Raw genomic sequence first — 23,765 nt, 5'->3', positions numbered from 1 at the left:
CCGTACCGACATGGCTGAACAACCGAAGAACAAGATCGAGCCGCTGCGCGCGGTCAAGGGCATGAACGACATCCTGCCGCCCACGTCCGCGCACTGGGAATGGCTGGAGGACAAGCTGCGCTCGCTGATGCGCCGCTACGGCTACCTCAACGCGCGCACGCCCATCGTCGAGCCCACGGCCCTCTTCGTGCGCGGGCTGGGCGAGGTCACGGACATCGTCGAGAAGGAGATGTATTCCTTCGAGGACTCGATGAACGGCGACCGGCTCACGCTGCGCCCGGAGAACACCGCCGGCATGGTGCGCGCCGTCAACGAGCACGCGCTGCTGCACGACGGCGGCAAGCGGCTCTTCTACATCGGCCCGATGTTCCGCCACGAGCGGCCGCAAAAGGGCCGCTACCGCCAGTTCCACCAGGCCGGCGCCGAGGCGCTGGGCCATACCGGGCCGGACGTGGACGCGGAGCTGATCCTGATGTGCCGCGCGCTGTGGCGCGAGCTGGGGCTGGTGGAAGGGCGCGACGTCACGCTGGAGCTCAACAGTCTCGGCCAGCCCGACGAGCGCAACGCGCACCGCGCGGCGCTGATCGCGCATTTCGAGGCGCATGCCGAGCTGCTCGACGAGGACGCGAAGCGCCGCCTGCACAGCAACCCGCTGCGCATCCTCGACACCAAGAATCCGGCGATGCAGCCGGTGGTGGAGTCGGCGCCGAAGCTCATGGACTACCTGGGCGCGGAGTCGCGCGCGCATTTCGAGGGGCTGTGCGCCATCCTCGACGCCGCGGGGCTGGGCTACCGCGTCAATCCGCGCCTGGTGCGCGGCATGGACTACTACAACCTCACCGTCTTCGAGTGGGTCACGACGCGGCTGGGCTCCCAGGGCACGGTCTGCGGCGGAGGGCGCTACGACCCGCTGATCGCGCAGCTTGGCGGCAAGCCGGCGCCGGCCGTGGGCTGGGCGCTGGGCATGGAGCGGCTGCTGCTGCTGCTCGAAGAAGCCGGCGTGCTGCCACCGCCGCCGCCGCCGCGCGTGTACGCGGTGATCCCGTCGGCCACGGCGCTGCCCCAGGCCTTCGTGGCGCTGGAGGCGCTGCGCGCGGCCGGCGTGGCGGCGCTGATGCACCCGGGACAGGGCAGCATGAAGTCGCAGTTCAAGCGCGCGGACGCGTCCGGGGCGCAATGGGCGCTGATCTTCGGCGACGACGAAGTGGCTCGCGGCGAGGTGGCGCTCAAGGCGCTGCGCGCGCTGCCCGACGGCTCGCAGCTGCCGCAGCGCAGCCTGGCGCTGGCGGAGGTGGCGTCCTGGGCGCCGCACCTGCTGCACGATAATCCCGCGTTTTGACAGCCCTCAGCTTCATGGCCACCTCACTCGACCTGCAGGAACAGGAACAGATCGACCAGCTCAAGGCGTTCTGGAAGCAGTACGGCAACCTCATCACCTGGGTGCTGATCGTGGTGCTGGGCGCCTTCGCGGCCTGGAACGGCTGGAACTGGTGGCAGCGCGAGCAGGGCTACAAGGCCGGCGCGCTCTACGGCGAGCTCGAACGCGCGGCGCAGGCCGGCGAGTCCGACAAGGTGACGCAGGCCTTCAATGACCTGCGCGAGCGCCACGGCGGCACGACCTACGCGGCGCAGGGCGCGCTGCTGGCGGCCAGGGTGCAGGCCGACAAGGGCCAGGCCGACGCCGCCCGCGCCACACTCACCTGGGCCGCCGACAAGGGCGGCGACGACGCCTACCGCGACATCGCCCGGCTGCGCCTGGCCGCGGTGCTGATGGACCAGAAGCAGTACGACGAGGCGCTCAAGGCGCTCGACGGCGTCAAGGGCGAGGAGTTCAAGGCGCTGGTCGCGGATCGCCGCGGCGACGTGCTGCAGCTCCAGGGCAAGGCCGCCGAGGCACGCACGGCCTACCAGGCGGCGTATGCCGGCATGGACGCGGCGGTGGAGTACCGCCAGCTGGTCGAGGCCAAGCTCACGGCGCTGGGCGCCGCGCCCGCGGCATCCGCCGCCCCGGCTGCCGCCAGCGGGGTGGCGCAATGAGCCGCCGCCTGATCGTTGCCGCGCTGGCCGCGGCGGTGCTGGCCGCGGGTTGCGCGTCCTCCGGCGGCCGTCCGAAGCCGGCGGCGCTGCAGGACTTCCAGCCGCAGCTGGCGGCGCAGCCGCTGTGGCGCAGCAGCGTCGGCACGCTGAATTTCTCCCTCACGCCGGCACTGCGGGGCAACACGCTGGTGCTGGCCGGCAGCGACGGCGCGGTGCTGGCGCTGGAGGCCGGCAGCGGGCGCGAGCTCTGGCGCGCCAGCGCCGGCGCGCCGCTGGCCGCCGGTGTCGGCAGCGACGGGCGCTTCGCCAGCGTGGTCAGCCGCGACAACGAGCTGCTGACCTTCGAAGGCGGCAAGCTGCTGTGGCGCCAGCGCCTGAACTCGCGCGTGGTCACGGCGCCGCTGGTGGCGGGCGAGCGCGTGTTCGTGCTGGGCGTGGACCGCTCGGTGCAGGCCTTCGACGCGATCGACGGCCACCAGCTGTGGCGGCTGCAGCGCCCGGGCGAGCCGCTGACGCTGCTGGAGCCCGGCGTGCTGGCGCCCTTCAAGGACACGCTGCTGGTGGGTCAGGGCCCGCGCCTGGCGGGCGTCGATCCGCTGCAGGGCTCGCTGCGCTGGGAGGTGGCGGTGGCGCTGCCGCGCGGCAGCAACGAGGTCGAGCGCCTGGCCGACCTGGTCGGGCCGGCGGCGCGCAGCGGCGACGTGGTGTGCGCACGCGCCTTCCAGTCGGCGGTGGGCTGCGTGGACGCGCAGCGCGCCACGTTGCTGTGGGCCAAGAACGTGGGCGGCATCGCGCCGGTGGGCGCCGACGCGCGCCAGGTGTTCGGCGCCGACGCCAGCGACCGCATCAGCGCCTGGAACGCCGCCAGCGGCGAGGTGGCGTGGACCAGCGACAAGCTGCTCAACCGCGATCTCAGCGGCGCGCTGGCGCTGGAGCGCGCGGTGGTGTTCGGCGACGCGCAGGGCTACGTCCACTTCCTGTCGCGCGACAACGGCCAGACGCTGCAGCGCCTGGCCACCGACGGCTCCGCGGTGGTGGGCACGCCGCTGCGCGCCGGCGACGCCGTGATCGTGCTCACGCGCAAGGGAGGCGTGTTCGCCTTCCGTCCTGAATGAGGAAGAAACGTTGATGAAACCCGTGGTGGCCCTGGTGGGCCGACCCAACGTCGGCAAGTCGACGCTGTTCAACCGCATCACCAAGAGCCGCGATGCGATCGTGGCCGACTTCTCCGGGCTCACCCGCGACCGCCACTACGGCGACGCGCGGCTGGGCGCGCGCGAGTTCATCGTCATCGACACCGGTGGCTTCGAGCCCGAGAAGCCGTCCGGCGTGGTGGCGGAGATGGCCAAGCAGACCAAGCAGGCGGTGGCCGAGGCCGACGCGGTGGTGTTCGTGGTGGACCTGCGCAACGGCGTGTCCGGGCAGGACCACGACATCGCGCGCTACCTGCGCCAGTGCAACAAGCGCGTGTTCCTGGCCGTGAACAAGGCCGAGGGCATGTCCGACTCGCCGCTGCTGGCCGAATTCCACGAGCTGGGCATGGGCGAGCCGCACCCGATCTCGTCGGCGCACGGGCAGGGCATCCGCAGCCTGCTCGAAGCGGTGCTGGACAGCTTCGGCTTCCCCGAGGAGGACGAGGACGACGCGGCTGCCGACGAGGCCGGCCGGCCGATCCGCCTGGCCGTGGCCGGGCGCCCTAACGTGGGCAAGAGCACGCTGATCAACACCTGGCTGGGCGAGGAGCGGCTGGTGGCCTTCGACATGCCGGGCACCACGCGCGACGCCATCAGCGTCCCCTTCGAGCGGCTGGGACAGAAGTTCGAGCTCATCGACACGGCCGGGCTGCGCCGCAAGGGCAAGGTGTTCGAGGCGATCGAGAAGTTCTCGGTGGTCAAGACGCTGCAGGCCATTGCCGACGCCAACGTCGTGCTGCTGCTGGTGGACGCGATGCAGGGCGTGAGCGAGCAGGACGCGCACATCGCCGGCTACGTGCTCGATTCGGGCCGCGCGGTCGTGATCGCCATCAACAAGTGGGACGCGGTGGACGCGTACCAGCGGGAGATGGTGGAGCGCTCGATCGCGCAGCGGCTGGCGTTCCTGAAGTTCGCGCCGATCCTGCACATCTCCGCGCTCAAGCGGCAGGGCCTGGGGCCGCTGTGGAAGGCCATCGCCGACGCGCATGCCTCGGCCACGCGCAAGCTGCCCACGCCGGTGCTCACGCGGCTGGTGCAGGAGGCCGTGGAGCACCAGGCGCCGAAGCGCGCCGGGCACTTCCGGCCCAAGCTGCGCTATGCGCACCAGGGCGGCATGAATCCGCCGGTGGTGGTGGTGCACGGCAACTCGCTGGAGCACATCACCGACAGCTACAAGCGCTATCTGGAAGGGCGCATCCGCGACCATTTCAAGCTGGTGGGCACACCGCTGCGCATCGAGATGAAGTCCTCGCAAAACCCGTTCGTGGACAAGGAGTAAAGCGGCGTTTTGACTGCATCAACCGTGCCCGGCGAGGGCACGCAACCCTGTGTTAACGTGCAGACTTTCTGGACTTTCATCACGGAGAACACGTGAGCAACAAAGGGCAACTGCTACAAGACCCGTTCCTGAACCTGCTTCGCAAGGAGCACGTGCCGGTGTCGATCTACCTCGTCAACGGCATCAAGCTGCAAGGACACATCGAATCCTTCGACCAGTACGTGGTGCTGCTGCGCAATACCGTGACGCAGATGGTCTACAAGCACGCGATTTCCACCGTCGTGCCTGGGCGTGCAGTGAACTTCCACGCCCAAGAACAGAACGAAGCTTCCTGACGCGCCGCCATTCCGGTGACCGCACCACCCAGCTGAGTTCACCATTACTAACACCTTGAGTTCCGACAACTCTGCCGCCACGTCGTCTGCGATGCAGTTGGCGCGCGCGGTCCTGGTCGGGGTCGATCTCGGCCCCGCCTCCTCCTTCGATCCCACGCTCGACGAACTTGCCCTGTTGGCCGAATCGGCCGGAGACGAGGTCGTTGCGCGCGTGATTGCCCGCCGCAAGGCGCCCGACGCCGCCCTGTTCGTCGGCTCGGGCAAGGCCGACGAGATCAAGCTGCTGGTGGACATGCACCAGGCGCAGGGCGTGATCTTCGACCAGGCGCTCAGCCCTGCGCAGCAGCGCAACCTGGAGCGCCACCTGGGCGTGGCGGTGGCCGACCGCACCGCGCTGATCCTGGAAATCTTCGCGCAACGCGCGCAGAGCCACGAAGGCAAGCTGCAGGTCGAGCTGGCGCGGTTGCAGTACCTGTCCACGCGGCTGGTCCGGCGCTGGAGCCACCTGGAGCGCCAGCGCGGGGGCATCGGCACCCGCGGCGGCCCGGGCGAGGCGCAGATCGAGCTCGATCGGCGCATGATCGGCGAGCGCATCAAGGCGCTCAAGGTCCGCCTCGACAAGGTCAAGCGCCAGCGCGGCACGCAGCGCCGAGCGCGCGCGCGCAGCGGCACCTTCCGCGTCTCGCTGGTGGGCTACACCAACGCCGGCAAGTCCACGCTGTTCAATGCGCTGGTCAAGGCGCGTGCCTACGCGGCCAACCAGCTTTTCGCGACGCTGGACACCACCACGCGCTCGATGTTCCTGGAGCAGGCCGGGCGCGCGGTGTCGCTCTCCGACACCGTGGGCTTCATCCGCGACCTGCCGCACAAGCTGGTCGAGGCTTTCGAGGCCACGCTGCAGGAGGCGGCCGACGCCGACCTGCTGCTGCATGTGGTCGATGCCGCCAGCCCGGTGTTGCAGGAACAGATGGAAGAGGTGGACCGCGTGCTGGCCGAGATTGGCGCTGCCGGCATTCCGCAGCTGCTGGTCTACAACAAGGTCGATGCGCTGCCCGAGTCGCAGCAGCCGCGCCAGGCCGTGGACGCGCTGGAGCGCGTGCCCGGCGTGCGCACGCCGCGGGTGTTCGTCAGCGCGCTGCAGGGGCAGGGGCTGGACGCGCTGCGCGATCTCATCGCGCAGGCCGCTGCGGGCGCCGAGGCGGCTGCCGATGGCGCCGACACCGCCGAGCAGGACGATGGCGTCGCGCACGACGCTCCACTGTCTTCGACGCCGGGGGCCGAGGCCCGCGACGACGATTTCCCTCCTCGATCGATGCAAGCATGAGCATCCACCCCGACTCTTCCCCGGCCTTGGCCGCACCCCTGGCGCCAGAGCCTTCGCCGCTGCGCGCGGTGGCCGGCGCCGCGCAGGCGCTGCTGCGGCGCCTGGCGCGGCCGCTTCTGATGAGCAATGGCCGCAACGACGGGCCGCCCGATCTCGACGAGCTCTGGCGCGACTTCAACCGCAAGCTCTCCAACCTGTTTGGCGGCAAGCCGGGCCGCCCGGGGCCCAGTGGCGGCGGCGACGGTGGCGGCGGCCCGTCGTTCCAGCCCGACATGAAAAGTGCGGGCATCGGCGCCGGGCTCATTGCCGGCGTGGTGCTGCTGATCTGGCTGGGCAGCGGTGTGTTCATCGTGCAGGAAGGCCACCAGGCAGTGGTGACCTCTTTCGGGCGCTACGCCTACACGGCCGACGCCGGCATCCAGTGGCGCTTTCCGTACCCGTTCCAGGCGCACGAGACGGTGCCGGTGACGCAGCTGCGCTCGGTGGAGGTCGGGCGCAACACCGTGGTGCAGGCCACGGGGCTGCGCGACTCGTCAATGCTCACGCAGGACGAGAACATCGTGGACATCCGCTTCACGGTGCAGTACCGGCTCAAGGACGCGCGCGCCTACCTGTTCGAGAACCGCAATCCTGACGAGGCGGTGGTGCAGGCGGCGGAGTCGGCGGTGCGCGAGATCGTGGGGCGCAGCAAGGTCGATTCGGTGCTGTACGAGCAGCGCGACGCGGTGGCCCAGGACCTGGTGAAGTCGATCCAGGGCCAGCTCGACCGGCTCAACGCCGGCATCGTCGTGGCCAACGTCAACATGGGCAGCGTGCAGGTGCCCGAGCAGGTGCAGGCGGCGTTCAACGACGCGGTCAAGGCTGGCGCCGACCGTGACCGCTTCAAGAACGAGGGCCAGGCCTACGCCAGCGACGTGATCCCGAAAGCGCAAGGCACGTCGGCGCGGCTGCGCCAGGAGGCCGAGGCCTATCGCGCGCGCGTCGTGGCGCAGGCCGAGGGCGATGCGCAGCGCTTCCGCTCGGTGCTGACCGAGTACCAGAAGGCGCCCGGCGTCACGCGCGACCGCCTCTACATCGAAACCATGCAGCAGGTGTTCAACAACGTCAGCAAGGTGCTCGTGGACAGCCGCAACGGCTCGAACCTGCTGTACCTGCCGCTGGACAAGCTGGTGCAGCAGACTGGCTCCGGCGCGCCCACCGCAGTGTCGCCGCCGGCAGCCTCGAATACCCCCACCCCGGAAGGCGCCAGCCCCGCGGGCAACGTGGCCGATGTGCGCTCGCGCGAAAACGCCCGCGGCCGCGAACGCGAAAGCCGCTGACGGCGGCAGGAAAGAGACGACAACACAATGAACCGCATTGGACTCATCGTGGCCAGCGCGCTCATCGCGCTGATGCTGGCGGCCTCGACCCTGTTCATCGTCGACCAGCGCCAAGTGGCGGTGGTGTACGCGCTGGGTGAGATCAAGGAAGTCATCACCACGCCTGGACTGAAGGTGAAATTGCCGCCGCCGTTCCAGAACGTCGTGTTCCTGGACCGGCGCATCCAGACGCTGGACAGTCCGGAATCGAGGCCCATCTTCACCGCCGAGAAGAAGAGCCTTGTGATCGACTGGCTGGTGAAGTGGCGCATTTCCGAGCCGCGCCAGTTCATCCGCAACAACGGCACCGACCTGCGCAACCTCGAAAACCGCCTCGCACCCGTGGTGCAGGCGGCCTTCAACGAGGAAGTGACGCGGCGCAGCGTCAGCGGCGTGCTGGCCACCGAGCGCGAGCGCGTGATGAACGACGTGCGCCAGCGCCTTACCGACGACGCCAAGGCTTTCGGCGTGGAGATCGTGGACGTTCGCGTCAAGCGCGTGGACTTCGTGGCCGACATCACCGACGCGGTCTACCGGCGCATGGAGTCCGAGCGCAAGCAGGTGGCCAACGAGCTGCGCTCCACCGGCGCGGCCGAGGGCGAGCGCATCCGCGCCGACGCCGACCGGCAGCGCGAAGTGATCGTGGCCGAGGCCTACCGCGACGCCCAGAAGATCAAGGGCGAGGGCGATGCTCAAGCCTCGGCGCTGTACGCCGATGCCTTCGGACGCGATCCGCAGTTCGCGCAGTTCTACCGCAGCCTGGAGGCGTACCGTGCCAGCTTCCGGCAAAAGAGCGACGTGATGGTGCTGGACCCGTCCAGCGACTTCTTCCGCGCGCTGCGCGGCTCCGGCGGCGCGACCGCCGCGCCGGCGGCGGCTGCCCCCGCGCGCCGCTGATGGCGTTGAAACCGCTGCGGCGATGAAGGGCGGCGGCCGGCATGTCCGGCCGCCTTGTCCTGGCGCCGAAGAGGCAAGCGGCAGGCGCGCGCGCGGCGCTGGGTACAATCCCGTTTTTAATCCCCCGCTCGTTTTCCATGTCCTCTGCCTGGCTGCTGCCTGAGCACATCGCCGATGTGCTGCCTTCCGAGGCGCGGCGCATCGAGGAGCTGCGTCGGGGTCTGCTGGACATGGCGCGCAGCTACGGCTTCGAGCTCGTGATGCCGCCACTGCTGGAGTACCTGGAGTCGCTGCTCTCGGGCACCGGCCATGCGCTGGACCTGCAGACCTTCAAGCTCATCGACCAGCTCAGCGGTCGCACGCTGGGCGTGCGCGCCGACACCACGCCGCAAGTTGCGCGCATCGACGCCCACCTGCTCAACCGCGCCGGCGTGACGCGCCTGTGCTACTGCGGCCCGGTGCTGCACACCCGCCCGGCGGGCCCGCGCGCCACGCGCGAGCCGCTGCAGTTCGGCGCCGAGATCTACGGCCACGCTGGGCTTGAAGCCGACCTGGAAGTTGTGGAGTTGGCGCTGGACGGGCTGCGTGCCGCCGGCGTCGACGCGCCCGTGCTGGACCTGGGTGACGCGCGCATCCTGCGCGCGCTGCTGCAGGGGGTGGAGCGCTCGCGCCACGAAGACGTTGCTGCCGCGCTGGCGCGCAAGGACACCGCGGCGCTGGCTGCGCTCACCGGCGGCCTGCCGGAGTCCGCTGCGCGCGGACTGCGCGCGCTGGCGCATCTCTACGGCGGCGCCGAAGTGCTGGAAGCGGCGCGCAGGCAGCTGCCCGACCTGCCCGGCATCCGTGCCGCGCTGGAGGACCTGGCTTGGCTGGCGCATCACGTGCAGCGCACGCATGAGCAGGTACGGCTGGGCTTTGACCTGGGCGACACCGGTGCGCATGCCTACTACAGCGGCGCGCGCTTCGCCATCTACGGCGCTGGCGCCAGCGACGCGCTGGTGCGCGGCGGCCGCTATGACGAGGTCGGCGCGGTGTTTGGCCGCAACCGTCCCGCCGTGGGTTTCAGCCTGGACCTCAAGGCGTTGGCCGAGCGCATCGCGCCGGCGCCGGCGCGGTGCGCCGTGCGCGCGCCGTGGGGCGAGGGCCAGGCGCTGCGCGACGCGGTGCGCAGCCTGCGCCGCCAGGGCGAGACCGTGCTGTGCGTACTGCCGGGGCACGAGCACGAGGGGCAGGAGTTCGATTGCGACCGCGAACTGGTCGAGGTCGATGGTCAATGGGTGCTGCGGGTCCTGTGAGGGCCGCGCGCACCAATCAACGCAAGTCAAGATGGCACAAGTGAATCCTTCCGCCGTGCGCGGGCGCAACGTGGTCGTGGTCGGCACCCAGTGGGGCGACGAAGGCAAGGGCAAGGTCGTGGACTGGCTCACCGACCATGCGCAAGGCGTGGTGCGCTTCCAGGGCGGGCACAACGCCGGCCACACGCTGGTGATCAAGGGCGTGAAGACGGCGCTGCAGCTGATCCCGTCCGGGATCATGCGAGACGGCGTGGCCTGCTACATCGGCAACGGCGTGGTGGTCGATCCGGCGCACCTGCTGTCGGAGATCGAGCGGCTGGAGAAGGCAGGGCTGGACGTGCGCTCGCGGCTGTACATCAGCGAGTCCTGCCCGCTGATCCTGCCTTTCCACGTCGAGGTGGACCGTGCCCGCGAGGCACGGCGCGAAAGCAGCGGCAGTGGCAAGATCGGCACCACTGGCAAGGGCATCGGCCCGGCTTACGAGGACAAGGTCGCGCGCCGCGCCCTGCGCGTGCAGGACCTCAAGCATCCCGAGCGCTTCGAGAAGAAGCTGCGCGAGTTGCTGGCGCTGCACAACGAGGCGCTGGCCGGCCACCTGAAGGGTCAGACGCTGGAGTTCCAGCCCATCTTCGACCAGGCCATGAAGCTGGCCGAGGTGCTCAAGCCCATGATGGCCGACGTGGGCTACCGCGTGCACGCCGCCAATGCCGCGGGCGCCAACATCCTGTTCGAAGGCGCGCAGGGCACGCTGCTGGACATCGACCACGGCACCTATCCGTATGTCACCTCCAGCAACTGCGTGGCCGGCAACGCCGCCGCGGGTGCGGGCGTCGGGCCGGACCAGCTGCATTACATCCTCGGCATCACCAAGGCCTACACCACGCGCGTGGGCTCGGGCCCGTTCCCGACCGAGCTGCCCATCGACGAGGAAGGCAGCGTCGGCCACCACCTCTCCACCGTGGGCCAGGAGCGCGGCACGGTCACGGGCCGAGCACGGCGCTGCGGCTGGCTCGACGCGGCGGCGCTCAAGCGCTCGGTGATCATCAACGGCATCTCGGGCCTGTGCGTGACCAAGCTCGACGTGCTCGACGGGCTGCAGGAAATCAAGGTCTGCACCGGCTACGAGCTGCATGGCCAGCGCGTGGACATCCTGCCGCTGGACGCCGACGACATCGCCGCCTGCGTGCCGGTGTACGAGAGCTTCCCCGGCTGGAGCGAGACGACCTTTGGCGTGACCGCCTGGGACAAGCTGCCGGAGAACGCCCGCGCGTACCTGCAGCGCGTGGAGGCGCTCATTGGCGCGCCCATCGACATGGTCTCCACCGGCCCGGACCGCGAGCACACCATCGTGCTGCGCCATCCATACCAGCGCTGAATCCCGAAGCAGTACCGCAATCAAGGACCGACATGCTCACCGACGACGGCAAGCACCTCTACGTCTCCTGGGACGAATACCACCTGCTCACCGAGCGCCTGGCGCTGAAGGTGGCGGCGTCGAACTGGGAGTTCGACCAGATCCTGTGCCTGGCGCGCGGCGGCCTGCGCCCGGGCGACGTGCTCTCGCGCGTGTTCGACAAGCCGCTGGCCATCATGTCCACCAGCTCCTACCGCGACGAGGGCGGCACGCTGCAAGGCCGGCTCGACATGGCCAAGTACATCACCATGCCCAAGGGCGAGCTCGCCGGCCGCGTGCTGCTGGTGGACGATTTGGCGGACTCCGGCGTGACGCTGCAGGCCGTGGTGGAGCGGCTGCGCGGCATCCCGGCGATCAAGGAACTGCGCTCGGCCGTGATCTGGACCAAGGGCGTGTCCTGCTACACGCCGGACTATTACGTCGAGTTGCTGCCCACGAGTCCGTGGATCCACCAGCCCTTCGAGGAGTACGACAACCTGCGCCCGGACGGACTGGCGCGCAAGTTCGCGGTTTAAGGCCGCAAGGCGCCCAGCGCCCGTGCTGCCCGCGCGCAGCCACATCTGCAAAAAAGGCCTGCATTGCAGGCCTTTTGTACGTGTGGCGCAGCAGGTTCAGCGGCGGCTTCGGGGCGGGTGGCAGGGCACGTCGATTGCTGCGGTTGCGCGGGCAACTGCAGCTTGCAGCTTGCAGCTTGCACTTTCGGCATTTATGGGCGCTGTTGCCGGGTTGGGCAAGCGAAGCCGCAGGTGCGTCGGCATTGCTGTCGCGATGCCCTGACCGTCAACGATCAACCCATGCTCGATCAAGGCACGATCCGCCAATGAAAAAGGCCGGCGCATCGCGCCGGCCTTTATGATGAGTTTGGTGCCCAGGAGAGGACTCGAACCTCCACGGAGTTACCCGCTAGTACCTGAAACTAGTGCGTCTACCAATTCCGCCACCTGGGCTTTGTTTCCGTCTTCGAAAACAGCTGGAAATTCTATCATCAAAACAAAACAGAACGCAAACTCTGCTCCCGGCGCAGCGCTCATGAGCGAAGTCGAGGGCATCGTGCAGGGCCATCGCGACGGGCACGGCTTCGTGCTGCGCGAGGGCGATGGCGACGTGTATCTCTCGCCGCAGGAGATGCGCTCGGTGTTGCACCGCGACCGGGTGCGCGTGCGCATCGTGCGCTACGACCGCAAGGGGCGGCCCGAAGGGCGGGTGCTGGAGATCCTGGAGCGCCGGCGCACGCCCATCATCGGGCGGTTGCTGCATGAGAACGGCGTGTGGCTGGTGGCTCCCGAGGACAAGCGCTACGGGCACGACATCCTGATCCCCAAGAACGCCACGGGCAGCGCCACGGCCGGGCAGGTCGTGGCCATCGAGCTCACCGAGGAGCCCTCGATGTACTCGCAGCCCGTGGGGCGCGTGACCGAGGTGCTGGGCGAGATCGACGACCCGGGCATGGAAATAGAGATCGCGGTGCGCAAGTACGAGGTGCCGCACCGCTTCTCGCCCGAGACGCTGGCGCAGGCCGCGGCGCTGCCCGACAAGCTGCGCCCGGCTGATCGTCGCCACCGCATCGACCTCACCGACGTGCCGCTGGTGACCATCGACGGCGAGGACGCGCGCGACTTCGACGACGCGGTGTACTGCGAGCCGCATGCCAGCGGCTGCGGCAAGAGCGCCTTCAAGGGCTGGCGCCTGGTGGTGGCCATCGCCGACGTAAGCCACTACGTCAAGCCCGGCGACGCGCTCGATGACGATGCCTACGAGCGCGCCACGTCGGTGTACTTCCCGAGGCGCGTCATCCCGATGCTGCCGGAGAAGCTCTCCAACGGCCTGTGCTCGCTCAACCCGCTGCAGGAGCGGCTGTCCATGGTGTGCGACATGCTCGTGCGCGAGGACGGCGAGGTGCACGCCTACCAGTTCTTCCCGGCCGTGATCTGCTCGCATGCGCGGCTGACCTACACCGAGGTGGCGGCGATCTTGTCCAACACGCGCGGGCCCGAGGCGGCGCGCCGTGCCGAACTGGTGCCGTACCTGCTGCATCTGCACGAGGTGTACCGAGCGCTGCTCAAGCACCGCGGCAACCGCGGCGCGGTGGACTTCGACACCACCGAGACGCAGATCGTCTGCGACGCCCAGGGGCGCATCGAGAAGATCGTGCCGCGCGTGCGCACCGAGGCGCACCGGCTGATCGAGGAAGCGATGCTGGCAGCCAACGTCTGCGCCGCCGGCTTCATCGGCGAGCACAAGCACCCGGCGCTGTACCGGGTGCACGAAGGCCCCACGCCGGAGAAGCGCGTGACGCTGCAGAACTACCTGCGCGCCATGGGGCTCGGGCTCAGCGTCAGCGACGAGCCCACGCCCGGCGAGTTTGCCGCCATCGCCGCCGCCACCAAGGACCGGCCCGACGCGCAGCAGATCCACACCATGCTGCTGCGCTCGATGCAGCAGGCCATCTACACCGCCACCAATTCCGGCCACTTCGGCCTGGCCTACGAGGCCTATACCCACTTCACCAGCCCGATCCGGCGCTATCCGGACCTGCTGGTACACCGCGTCATCAAGGCGCTGCTGGCCGGCAAGCGCTACCGGTTCGCCAGCGGCGCGCTGGAGGAGGTGTCCAAGGGCCGTGCGGGCGGCAAGCAGGCCCGGGCGCCGTCGGCATCGCAGGAGCTGGAGCTTTGGGAAGGCGCCGGTGCGCATTGCAGCGCCAACGAACGTCGCGCCGACGAGGCCTCGCGCGATGTCGAGGCCTGGCTCAAGTGCCGCTACATGCGCGACCGCCTGGGCGAGGAATTCAGCGGCGCCGTCACTGCCGTCACCAGCTTCGGGCTGTTCGTGACGCTGGACGCACTCTACGTCGAAGGGCTGGTGCACATCACCGAGCTTGGCGGCGAGTACTACCGCTACGACGAGGCGCGTCAGGAACTGCGCGGCGAGCGCACCGGTGTGCGCTACGTGGTGGGCTCGCGCGTGCGGGTGCAGGTCAGCCGCGTGGACCTGGACGGCCGCCGCATCGACTTCCGCCTGGTGCAGGAGGGCGCCGAGCTGCGCGTGACGGGCCGCCGCGGCGTGCAGGGCAAGGCGGTAGAGAACGAGCCGCGCCAGCGCGGCGGGCGCCGTGGCCGCAAGGGCGGCGAGGCCGCGCGCGGCGCCGGGGCGGCCACGTTTGCCGGCCCGGGCGAAGCCGACATGCCTTCGGCAGACACGCCGCCGGTGGACCGGCCGCATGCCGGCCTGCCGCCCGGTTCCGGCCGGGCCGTGCCGCAGGTCGAAGGCGCGGCGTCCGAGGCGGGCGACGAGCCCGTCTCGGCCGTGGAGCAGCTCCAGGCGCTGCAGGAGGAAAGCCGCGCCCACAAGGCCGCGGCGCGCACCGCGCGCAAGACCGGCGCCCGCAAGAGTGCGGCGCGCAAGAGCGCGGCCGCCAAGTCGGCCGCCAAGAAGACGGGCACTGCCCGCAAAAGCAAGGCGCGGGGCTGAGCTGTACCGCCCAATGGTCTGAAACGGGCCATGAGCCGCTGCGCCATGCTTGGCAGCGTTCCTTGGCCGGAGGGTCCGGCGGACGCAGCGCTGTGCCGTGTCAGGCCAGCCGGCGCATGACCTCGACCAGGTCCAGCGCCAGCAGCGGTCCGTTCAGCACATGGGCATCGGCCGCGGCGCCGTGCAGTTGGACGCCGGCGGCCGCCAGCGCCTGCAGCGGCGTTTCGCTGCCGGCCTGCGTGCTCCACTGGCCGGCAAGCCAGCCGGCGAGCACGTCACCGGTGCCGGGGCTCGCCAGCGCCGCATTGCCGGTGAAGTTCACCAACGGCAGCGCGCCGGGAGCTGCGACCACGCTGCCCGAGCCCTTGAGGACGACGACGGCGCCGAAGGCTTCGGCCAGGCGCTGCGCAGCCGCAAGGCGGTCGGCCTGTACCTGCGCCGCGGTGCAGCCCAGCAGCCGCGCCGCCTCCAGCGGATGCGGTGTCAGCACCGTGGCCTGGCCACGGCCTGCCCGCGCGCGCAGCGCCTGCGCCAGGGTGTCATCGGCCGCCACGGCGTTGAGGCCATCGGCGTCGAGCACCAGGCGCGCGGCCTGTTCCAGCAGCGGCGGCGTTGCCGCCGCCACGGCCTGGCCGCCACCACAGCCACACAGCACCGTGGCGCTGCCCAGGCGCTCGGCGCCGGCCAGCCACAGCGCCTGGCGCTGCATGAGCTCGGGCCGGGTCGCATCCAGCAGCGGCACGTCGTCGAGCAGGCCCAGGTAGACGCGCCCGGCGCCGGCGGACAGGGCGGCGCGCGCAGCCAGCAGCGCCGCACCGTGCATGCCCGGCGCGCCGCCGATGACCAGCACGTCGCCGTAGCTGCCCTTGTGCTGGGCATGGCCGCGCGGCGCGCGGGCGGCATCCCTCAATGCACGACCAGCCAGCCAGGCCTGCGGGGCCTCGTCATCCTGCACCTCCAACGGTGCCAGCCAGAGCCGGCCGCAATGGGCACGGCCGGCGCCGGTGAACAGGCCGGTCTTGAGGTTGAGCATGGTCAGCGTGTCGGTGGCTTGCGCCACGGCGCTGCCCGCGATGGCGCCGGTACCGGCGTCCAGGCCCGAGGGCACGTCCACCGCCAGCCGTACCCCCCGGACCGCGTTGAAGGCGTGCACTGCCTGGGCCATGACGCCTTCGATGGCGCGGGCGGCGCCGATGCCCAGCAGGCCGTCGAGCGCCAGCGCGCAGCCCGGCGGCGGCGACGGGTCGTTCCAGCAGATGTCGGCACCGGCGTCACGCGCGCGCTGCAGCGACTGCGCGGCCGCCGCCACCAGCCGGGTCGCATCCGCGGCGAAGACGCTGGCCGTCACGGCGCGGCCGGCGCGTGCCAGGTGCGCGGCGGCCTCCAGCGCGTCGGCGCCGTTGTGGCCCGGACCGGCCAGCACCCAGCAGCCGTGGGCGTGCGGCGCCAGCGCCAGCGCCAGCCGCGCCGTGGCCAGGCCGGCGCGCGCCACCAACGTGCCTGGCGGCACGGCTGCGAGGGCACGCTGCTCCAGGCGCCGCGTTGCGCCGAGGTCGTGCAGGGGAAGGTTCTGGTCGGGGAGGGTGATGGGCTGCATGGCGCGGCGCAGGCTAGCCCAAGCCGCACAGGGGGGCAACGGCGGGGCGGGGCGGCGGGGGGTGCTACAATCTTCGGGTTTTTCCCCAGCCGGCCATGGTGGCCGGCGCGGCGGTGAAAAGCGACTCGCGATGCCGGCGGTCCAAGGTGTTCCTCCAGGTCTTGAAGCACCTGTGCAGGGATTCACGCCGGCCTCAAGACCCAACCTTCTGGAGCTATTCCATGTCTGTCAGCATGCGTGAAATGCTGGAAGCCGGTGTCCACTTCGGCCACCAAACGCGCTTCTGGAACCCCAAGATGGCCCCGTACATCTACGGCCATCGCAACAAGATCCACATCATCAACCTCGAGAAGACGCAGCCGCTGTTCGAGGAAGCGATGAAGTTCGTGCGCAACCTGTCGTCCAAGCGCGGCACGATCCTGATGGTCGGCACCAAGCGCCAGGCCCGCGACATCGTCGCGCAGGAAGCCGAGCGTTGCGGCATGCCCTTCGTCGACCAGCGCTGGCTCGGCGGCATGCTGACCAACTTCAAGACGGTCAAGGGCTCGCTGAAGAAGCTCAAGGACATGCAGGCCCAGGTCGAGGCCGGCACCCAGCCCTCGATCAAGAAGGAAGCGCTGATGTTCCAGCGCGAGATCGCCAAGCTGGAAAAGGACATCGGCGGCATCGGCGATCTGACGGCGCTGCCCGACGCGCTGTTCGTGATCGACGTGGGCTATCACAAGATCGCCATCGCCGAGGCCAAGAAGCTGGGCATCCCGGTGGTGGGCGTGGTGGACACGAACCACTCGCCCGACGGCATCGACTACGTCATCCCGGGCAATGACGACTCGGCCAAGGCCGTGGCGCTGTACGCCCGTGCCGTGGCTGATGCGGTGCTCGAAGGCAAGGCCAACGCCACCAACGATCTGGTGCAGGCCGTGTCCGGCGCCGACGGCGAATTCGTCGAGGTCCAGGCCGAGGCCTGACCCGTCAAGCGCCGGATGAGACCGGCCTGACGAAGGGGGCTGCTTTCAGCCCCCTTTTCACACCCAAACGGAGATTCAAATGCCCGCAATTACCGCAAGCATGGTCGCCGCGCTGCGTGCCAAGACCGACGCGCCGATGATGGAGTGCAAGAAGGCCCTGACCGAGGCCGACGGCGACCTGGACCGCGCTGAGGAGATCCTGCGCGTCAAGCTCGGCAACAAGGCCGGCAAGGCCGCCTCGCGCATCACCGCCGAGGGTGTCGTGGCCGCGGCCGTCAACGGCACCACGGGCGCGCTGGTTGAAGTCAACTGCGAGACCGACTTCGTCACCAAGAACGACTCGTTCCTGGCCCTGGCCAAGAGCATTGCCGAGCTGATCGCCCAGCACAACCCGGCCGACGTGGACGCCATCGGCGCGCTGCCGCTGGAGCAGGACGGCTTCGGCCCGACGGTGGAAGACGTGCGCAAGGGCCTGATCGGCAAGATCGGCGAGAACATGTCGATCCGCCGCTTCAAGCGCTACGAAAACGGCGGCAAGCTGGCCTCGTACCTGCACGGCACGCGCATCGGCGTGATCGTCGAGTTCGAGGGCGACGACGTGGCGGCCAAGGACGTGGCCATGCACGTTGCGGCCATGAAGCCCGCGGCGCTGTCCGGCGCCGAGGTCTCGGCCGAGCTGGTCGAGAAGGAGCGCAAGATCGCCGCCGAGAAGGCCGCCGAGAGCGGCAAGCCGGCCGAGATCGTGGCCAAGATGGTCGAAGGCTCGGTGCAGAAGTTCCTCAAGGAGGTCTCGCTGCTCGACCAGGTCTTCGTCAAGGCCGCTGACGGCAAGCAGACCGTGGGCGCGATGCTCAAGGACAAGCAGACCACGGTGAAGGGCTTCACGCTGTACGTCGTGGGCGAGGGCATCGAGAAGAAGGCCGACGACTTCGCCGCCGAGGTGGCCGCGCAGGTCGCCGCTGCCAAGGGCCAGTAAGTCGGCCCGCCGCACCCGCCGCGCGTTGAGGTCAACGCACCGGTGGGTGCCGGGGCTGCTTTCGGGGTGGCCCCGCAAAACTCACCCCGACTTCATTTCCCCAGGGAGAACCGCCGCATGCCGGCCTACAAGCGCATCCTGCTGAAACTTTCGGGCGAAGCCCTGATGGGCGACGACGCCTACGGCATCAACCGCGCCACCATCGTGCGCATGGTGCGCGAAATCCAGGAGGTGACGCAGCTGGGCTGCGAGGTGGCGGTGGTCATAGGCGGAGGCAACATCTTCCGCGGCGTGGCCGGCGGCAGCGTGGGCATGGACCGTGCCACGGCCGACTACATGGGCATGCTCGCCACCGTGATGAACTCCCTGGCCCTGGCCGACACGATGCGCCAGGAAGGCATGACCGCGCGCGTGATGTCGGCCATCAACATCGAGCAGGTGGTCGAGCCCTACGTGCGCCCGAAAGCGCTGCAGTACCTCGAAGAGGGCAAGGTGGTGGTGTTCGCCGCCGGCACGGGCAACCCCTTCTTCACCACCGACACGGCCGCCGCACTGCGCGGCGCGGAGATCGGTGCCGAGGTGATGCTCAAGGCCACCAAGGTCGACGGCGTCTACAGCGCCGACCCGAAGAAGGACCCCGACGCCACGCGCTACGCGCAGATCAGCTTCGACGAGGCCATCATGCGCAACCTGCAGGTGCTCGACGCCACCGCTTTCGCGCTGTGCCGCGACCAGAAGCTGCCGATCAAGGTGTTCTCGATCTTCAAGCCCGGCGCGCTCAAGCGCGTGGTGCAGGGCGAGGACGAGGGCACGCTGGTGCATGTGTAAGAGGAGCTATCGATGAGCATCGCCGACATCCGCAAGACGGCCGAACAGAAAATGGCCAAGACCATCGACGCCTTCAAGCAGGATCTGCAGAAGGTGCGCACGGGCCGCGCCCACCCGGGCCTGCTCGACCAGGTGCACGTCGAGTACTACGGCTCGATGGTGCCGCTGAGCCAGGTGGCCAACGTCAGCCTGCTCGACGCGCGCACCATCAGCGTCCAGCCCTGGGAAAAGGGCATGGGCAGCAAGATCGAGAAGGCCATCCGCGAATCGGACCTGGGCCTCAACCCGTCCTCGCAGGGCGACCTGCTGCGCGTGCCCATGCCCGCGCTGACCGAGGAGCGCCGCAAGGAGCTGACCAAGGTGGTGCGCCACGCCGGCGAGGACGCCAAGGTGGCCGTGCGCAACCTGCGCCGCGACGCCAACGAGCACGCCAAGCGGCTGCTCAAGGACAAGGCCATCACCGAGGACGAGGAGCGCCGCAGCCTCGACGAGATGCAGAAGCTCACCGACCGCACCGTGGCCGAGATCGACAAGCTTGTCGCGGCCAAGGAAGCCGAGATCCTCGCGGTCTGAGCGCGCGCAGCCGCGTCCCGCCGATGCAGCCTGCGAGCGAGCACCACAGCCAGGGCGGCGCGCGATTGCCGCGCCACGTCGCCATCGTCATGGACGGCAACGGCCGCTGGGCCAAGCGCCGTTTCATGCCGCGCATCTTCGGCCACAAGCACGGCGTGGACGCGCTGGTGCGCGTGGTGCAGGCCTGCGCCGACCGCGGCATCGAGTACCTCACCGTCTTCGCCTTCTCCTCGGAAAACTGGAAGCGTCCCAGCGACGAGGTTTCCGGGCTGATGAACCTGGTGCTGGTGGCGGTGTCCAAGTACCTGGCCAAGCTGCAGAAGGAAGGCGTGCGCATCCACATCGTGGGGGACCGCACGGCCGTCTCCGAGCGCGTGCGCGCGGCCTGGCAGCAGGTGGAGACGGCCACGGCCCACAACCGGCGCATCACGCTGTCGGTGGCCTTTAACTACGGCGGGCGCTGGGACATCGTGCAGGCCTGCCGCCGCGCGCTGGCGCTGGGCTTGCACCCCGAGGAACTCGACGAGGCCCGGCTCAACCAGCTCATGGCGCTGAGCCATGCGCCCGATCCCGACCTGTTCATCCGCACCGGCGGCGAGATGCGCATCAGCAACTTCCTGCTGTGGCAGGCGGCCTACTCGGAGCTGGTGTTCAGCGACTGCCTGTGGCCGGAGTTCGGCGAGGCCGAGCTCGATGCCGCGCTGCAGGCCTATGCGGCGCGTGAGCGCCGCTTCGGCGGCGTGCCCGACGCGGCGCCGCAGGCGCTGCGCGCCTGAGGAAAGGCTTGCCATGCTCAAGCAGCGCGTGATCACGGCGCTGGTCCTGCTGGGCCTGTTGATCCCGGCGCTGCTGGCGAGCGACGCGCGCTGGTTCGCGCTGCTGACGCTGGCCTTCATCGGCGCCGCGGGCTGGGAGTGGATGCGCCTGAACGGCACTGCCGGCGGCCCGGCCGTGGCGCTGGGCGTGGCGCTGGCCGCGGCCTGCGGCGCGGCGCTGGCCGCCGGCTGGACGCAGCGTCCGCCCACGGCCGGCTGGGCGCTCGCGGCCCTGGCCTGGGTGCTGGGCGGCGCGCTGGCGCTGCGCGCCGGCGTGGCCGGCTGGCCGCGCCTGCCGCGCGCGCTGCGCGGCGTGCTGGGCCTGGTGCTGCTGTGGCTGGCCTGGCTGGCGCTGGCGCAGGCGCGTGCGCTGGGCCTGAACTTCATCCTCTCGGTCTTCTGCCTGGTGTGGATGGCCGACAGCGCGGCCTACTTCGGCGGCCGTCGTTTCGGCCGGCGCAAGCTGGCGCCGGCGATCAGCCCGGGCAAGAGCTGGGAAGGTGCCGTCAGCGGCCTGATCGGCGTGCTGGTGCTGGCGCTGGTGTGGCTGGCGCTCGACACCGAGCGCAGCAGCCTCTACGGCCGGCTGGTGGCCGCGCACGGCCCGGCGCTGCTGGTGGCGGGCGTGCTGCTGCTGGTGGCCATGAGCGTGGTGGGCGATCTGTTCGAGTCGCTGGTCAAGCGTGCGGCCGGCGCCAAGGACAGCAGTGCGCTGCTGCCCGGCCACGGCGGCGTGCTCGACCGCATCGACGCGCTGCTGCCGGTGTTCCCCATCGCGCTGGCCCTGGCCGCGCTCTGAACAGGGCGCACCGTACGCACGCGCGCTGGCTTCCCCGGAAACTCATCCCCATGACTTGCACCAAGCAGCGGCTCACGATCCTGGGCGCCACCGGCTCCATCGGCACCAGCACCCTGGACGTGGTGGCGCGCCATCCCGATCGCTACGAGGTGTTCGCGCTGAGCGCGCACCAGCGCATCGAAGAACTCACGGCGCAGTGCCTGCGCTGGCGCCCGCGCTTTGCCGCGGTGGCCGACGAGGCCGGGGCGCGCCGGCTGCGCGCGCTGCTGGGCGAGGCCGGCAGCGCCACCGAGGTGCTCAGCGGCCCTGCGGCGCTGTGCGAGCTGGCCGCGCATCCCGAGGTGGACGCGGTGATGGCCGCCATCGTCGGCGCCGCAGGCCTGGCGCCGTGCCTGGCCGCGGCGCGCGCGGGCAAGCGGTTGCTGCTGGCCAACAAGGAGGCGCTGGTGGTGGGCGGGCAGCTGTTCATGGACGCGGTGCGCGCCGGCGGCGCCACGCTGCTGCCCATCGACAGCGAGCACTCGGCCATCTTCCAGTGCCTGCCCGACGACCGCGCCGAGTGGGCCGCGCGCATCGACCACATCGTGCTCACGGCTTCCGGCGGGCCGTTCCGGCACCGCGACCCGGCCACGCTGGCGGCCGTCACGCCGGAGCAGGCCTGCGCGCATCCGAACTGGGTCATGGGGCGCAAGATCTCGGTGGACTCCGCGACCATGATGAACAAGGCGCTGGAAGTGATCGAGGCACGCTGGCTGTTCGACCTGGCGCCCGAGCAGATCCGCGTCGTCATCCACCCGCAGAGCATCATCCACTCGATGGTCGTGTGCCGCGACCGCTCGGTGCTGGCGCAACTGGGCACGCCCGACATGCGCGTGCCCATCGCCGTGGGGCTGGCGCATCCGCAGCGCATCGAGTCGGGCGCCGAGCTGCTGGACTTCACGCAGCTGTCGGCGCTGACCTTCGAGCCGCCCGACGCGCGGCGCTTTCCCGGACTGCAGCTGGCCTGGGAGGCGCTGGCCGGGCCGCAGGGCGCCACCGCCGTGCTCAACGCCGCCAACGAGGAAGCGGTGGCCGCCTTCCTCGACGGGCGCATCGGCTTCATGGACATCCACCGCGTCAATGCCGCCACGATCGAGCGCGTGCTGCCGCAGCTGGGCGCGCAGCCGGCGCTGGACGAGCTGCTGGCGCTCGACGAGCGCGCCCGCGCGCAGGCGCGGCAGTTCGTGGCGGGGCTGGCGCGATGAGCACGCTGCTGTCGTTCCTGCTGACGCTGGGCGTGCTGGTGGTGGTGCACGAGTGGGGGCACTACCGCGTGGCGCGTGCCTGCGGCGTCAAGGTGCTGCGCTTCTCGGTGGGCTTCGGCAAGGTGCTGTGGCGGCGCCAGAAGGGCGACACCGAGTTCGCCGTGTCGCTGCTGCCGCTGGGCGGCTACGTGCGCATGCTCGACGAGCGCGAGACGCCGGTGGCGCCGCACGAGCGCCATCAGGCCTTCAACACCAAGCCGCTGTGGCAGCGCTCGGCCATCGTGGCAGCCGGCCCCGCGGCCAACCTGCTGCTGGCGGTGCTGCTGTATGCCGCGGCCAGCTGGATCGGCACGCAGGAGGCCAAGCCGGTGCTGGGCGCGCCGGCGGCGGGCAGCCTGGCCGAGCGCGCGGGCATGCGCGCGGGCGACTGGGTGCGCGCCGTCTCGCGCGACGGCACCGAGTGGCAGGACGTCGAGTCGATCACCGATCTGCGCTGGCAGGTCACGCAGGCGGTGCTTGCAAGCGAGCGGTTGCAGCTCATGGCCAGCGATGCCCGGGGCCATGGCTCGCGCACACTGGTGCTGGAGCTGCAGGGCCTGTCCGGGCAGGAGGTCGATGCGGCGCTGATGCAGCGCATCGGCCTGGGCGCGCCGTACAGCGAGCCGGTGCTGGGCGAGGTCAGGAGCGGCGGCCCGGCGGCGCGCGCCGGGCTGCAGGCCGGCGACCGGGTGCTGCGCGTGGACGGCGTGCCGGTGGCGGACGCGGCCACGCTGCGCGAGCGCATCGCCGCCAGCGGACGCGGCGGCCAGCAGCCGCAGCCCATGCGCTGGCAGGTGGAGCGCCGCGGCCAGGCGCTGGAGCTCGTGGTGCAGCCGCGCCTCTTCGGCGAAGGGCAGCGCGCCATCGGCCGCGTCGATGCCTTCGTCGGCGGCGCGCCCGAGACGGTGCTGGTGCGCCGCGGCCCGCTCGACGGGCTGGCGCAGGGCCTGCAGCGCACCTGGGAGGTGTCGGCGCTGACGCTGCAGATGATGGGCAAGATGCTCATCGGCGAGGCCTCGCTCAAGAACATTTCCGGGCCGTTGACGATTGCCGACTTTGCCGGCCAGTCCGTGCACCAGGGTCTGACCTACTACCTGGGCTTCCTGGCGCTGGTGAGCGTGAGCCTGGGGGTGCTCAACCTCCTGCCGCTGCCGATGCTCGATGGCGGACACCTCATGTATTATCTTTTCGAGGGATTGACCGGACGCCCGGTCTCCGAGCTGTGGCTGAAATGGCTGCAGCGTGGCGGCGCGCTGATCCTGCTGCTGCTGATGTCCCTTGCCCTGTCCAACGATCTGGCCCGCCTGCTGGGCCAGCAATGAC

Annotated in this window: 21 protein-coding genes and 1 tRNA gene; 20 read left to right on the top strand and 2 right to left on the bottom strand. The window is 70.3% G+C overall.

Annotated features, from left to right (window positions below; translation table 11 throughout):
* Positions 1-10 precede the first annotated feature (10 nt).
* From hisS to FJ694_RS05610, 11 genes are all read left to right on the top strand, one after another.
* On the top strand, positions 11-1,339 hold the full coding sequence (gene hisS / locus FJ694_RS05660; RefSeq protein ID WP_157265094.1) for a histidine--tRNA ligase: 1,329 nt from the start codon (positions 11-13) through the stop codon (positions 1,337-1,339).
* Between the two features lie 14 nt (positions 1,340-1,353).
* On the top strand, positions 1,354-2,037 hold the full coding sequence (locus FJ694_RS05655) for a YfgM family protein (protein WP_157265092.1): 684 nt from the start codon (positions 1,354-1,356) through the stop codon (positions 2,035-2,037).
* Positions 2,034-3,152: an outer membrane protein assembly factor BamB gene (gene bamB, locus FJ694_RS05650; protein WP_157265090.1), complete on the top strand. Its 1,119-nt coding sequence runs from the start codon at positions 2,034-2,036 to the stop codon at positions 3,150-3,152. Before FJ694_RS05655 ends, bamB begins: the two co-directional genes overlap by 4 nt.
* 13 nt (positions 3,153-3,165) lie before the next feature.
* Positions 3,166-4,509, top strand: a complete 1,344-nt coding sequence (der, locus tag FJ694_RS05645) for a ribosome biogenesis GTPase Der (protein ID WP_157265088.1) — start codon at positions 3,166-3,168, stop codon at positions 4,507-4,509.
* 92 nt (positions 4,510-4,601) lie between these two features.
* Complete coding sequence (hfq, locus tag FJ694_RS05640; protein ID WP_028999187.1) at positions 4,602-4,844, top strand: RNA chaperone Hfq; 243 nt, start codon at positions 4,602-4,604, stop codon at positions 4,842-4,844.
* A gap of 91 nt (positions 4,845-4,935) precedes the next feature.
* Positions 4,936-6,168: a GTPase HflX gene (gene hflX, locus FJ694_RS05635; protein WP_157265215.1), complete on the top strand. Its 1,233-nt coding sequence runs from the start codon at positions 4,936-4,938 to the stop codon at positions 6,166-6,168.
* 119 nt (positions 6,169-6,287) lie between these two features.
* The gene (hflK, locus tag FJ694_RS05630) at positions 6,288-7,487 is read left to right on the top strand and encodes an FtsH protease activity modulator HflK (RefSeq protein ID WP_232539914.1); all 1,200 of its coding nucleotides are present in this window, start codon (positions 6,288-6,290) and stop codon (positions 7,485-7,487) included.
* 27 nt (positions 7,488-7,514) lie between these two features.
* The gene (gene hflC, locus FJ694_RS05625; RefSeq protein WP_157265084.1) at positions 7,515-8,423 is read left to right on the top strand and encodes a protease modulator HflC; all 909 of its coding nucleotides are present in this window, start codon (positions 7,515-7,517) and stop codon (positions 8,421-8,423) included.
* Between the two features lie 137 nt (positions 8,424-8,560).
* Positions 8,561-9,718, top strand: a complete 1,158-nt coding sequence (locus tag FJ694_RS05620) for an ATP phosphoribosyltransferase regulatory subunit (protein WP_157265082.1) — start codon at positions 8,561-8,563, stop codon at positions 9,716-9,718.
* Positions 9,719-9,758: 40 nt separating this feature from the next.
* Complete coding sequence (locus FJ694_RS05615; protein WP_232539910.1) at positions 9,759-11,093, top strand: adenylosuccinate synthase; 1,335 nt, start codon at positions 9,759-9,761, stop codon at positions 11,091-11,093.
* Between the two features lie 32 nt (positions 11,094-11,125).
* Positions 11,126-11,647, top strand: coding sequence for a phosphoribosyltransferase (locus FJ694_RS05610; protein WP_157265078.1), 522 nt, complete (start codon positions 11,126-11,128; stop codon positions 11,645-11,647).
* Positions 11,648-11,994: 347 nt separating this feature from the next.
* Here FJ694_RS05610 and FJ694_RS05605 read toward each other — a convergent pair.
* Positions 11,995-12,079 (bottom strand) — tRNA-Leu (locus FJ694_RS05605).
* Positions 12,080-12,161: 82 nt separating this feature from the next.
* Here FJ694_RS05605 and rnr point away from each other — a divergent pair.
* Entirely contained in the window at positions 12,162-14,603 is a 2,442-nt protein-coding gene (gene rnr, locus FJ694_RS05600) for a ribonuclease R (RefSeq protein WP_157265076.1), read from the top strand.
* 100 nt (positions 14,604-14,703) lie between these two features.
* On the opposite strand, the gene FJ694_RS05595 is transcribed toward rnr, so the two are convergent.
* Entirely contained in the window at positions 14,704-16,200 is a 1,497-nt protein-coding gene (locus FJ694_RS05595) for an NAD(P)H-hydrate dehydratase (RefSeq protein WP_157265074.1), read from the bottom strand.
* A gap of 221 nt (positions 16,201-16,421) precedes the next feature.
* Here FJ694_RS05595 and rpsB point away from each other — a divergent pair, with 221 nt between their 5' ends.
* From rpsB to rseP, 8 genes are all read left to right on the top strand, one after another.
* Complete coding sequence (gene rpsB, locus FJ694_RS05590) at positions 16,422-17,168, top strand: 30S ribosomal protein S2 (RefSeq protein WP_157265072.1); 747 nt, start codon at positions 16,422-16,424, stop codon at positions 17,166-17,168.
* A 79-nt stretch (positions 17,169-17,247) separates the two neighbouring features.
* Positions 17,248-18,144: a translation elongation factor Ts gene (tsf, locus tag FJ694_RS05585; RefSeq protein WP_157265070.1), complete on the top strand. Its 897-nt coding sequence runs from the start codon at positions 17,248-17,250 to the stop codon at positions 18,142-18,144.
* 117 nt (positions 18,145-18,261) lie between these two features.
* Positions 18,262-18,972 carry a UMP kinase gene (pyrH, locus tag FJ694_RS05580; protein ID WP_157265068.1) on the top strand — a complete coding sequence of 237 codons (711 nt, stop codon included), beginning with the start codon at positions 18,262-18,264 and terminating at the stop codon, positions 18,970-18,972.
* A 12-nt stretch (positions 18,973-18,984) separates the two neighbouring features.
* The gene (gene frr, locus FJ694_RS05575) at positions 18,985-19,545 is read left to right on the top strand and encodes a ribosome recycling factor (protein ID WP_157265066.1); all 561 of its coding nucleotides are present in this window, start codon (positions 18,985-18,987) and stop codon (positions 19,543-19,545) included.
* 23 nt (positions 19,546-19,568) lie between these two features.
* Complete coding sequence (uppS, locus tag FJ694_RS05570) at positions 19,569-20,321, top strand: polyprenyl diphosphate synthase (RefSeq protein ID WP_157265064.1); 753 nt, start codon at positions 19,569-19,571, stop codon at positions 20,319-20,321.
* A gap of 13 nt (positions 20,322-20,334) precedes the next feature.
* Positions 20,335-21,159, top strand: a complete 825-nt coding sequence (locus FJ694_RS05565; protein WP_157265062.1) for a phosphatidate cytidylyltransferase — start codon at positions 20,335-20,337, stop codon at positions 21,157-21,159.
* A gap of 50 nt (positions 21,160-21,209) precedes the next feature.
* Positions 21,210-22,403 (top strand): 1-deoxy-D-xylulose-5-phosphate reductoisomerase, encoded by a 1,194-nt coding sequence (gene ispC / locus FJ694_RS05560; RefSeq protein WP_157265060.1) that lies wholly within the window; start codon positions 21,210-21,212, stop codon positions 22,401-22,403.
* Positions 22,400-23,764, top strand: a complete 1,365-nt coding sequence (rseP, locus tag FJ694_RS05555; protein WP_157265058.1) for an RIP metalloprotease RseP — start codon at positions 22,400-22,402, stop codon at positions 23,762-23,764. Before ispC ends, rseP begins: the two co-directional genes overlap by 4 nt.
* Position 23,765: the final 1 nt, after the last annotated feature.

Source organism: Azohydromonas aeria (genome assembly GCF_009760915.1).
Lineage (GTDB): Bacteria > Pseudomonadota > Gammaproteobacteria > Burkholderiales > Burkholderiaceae_C > Azohydromonas > Azohydromonas aeria.
The sequence above is the reverse complement of the archived record's forward strand: the minus strand, read 5'-3'. Positions and strand labels throughout refer to the sequence as shown.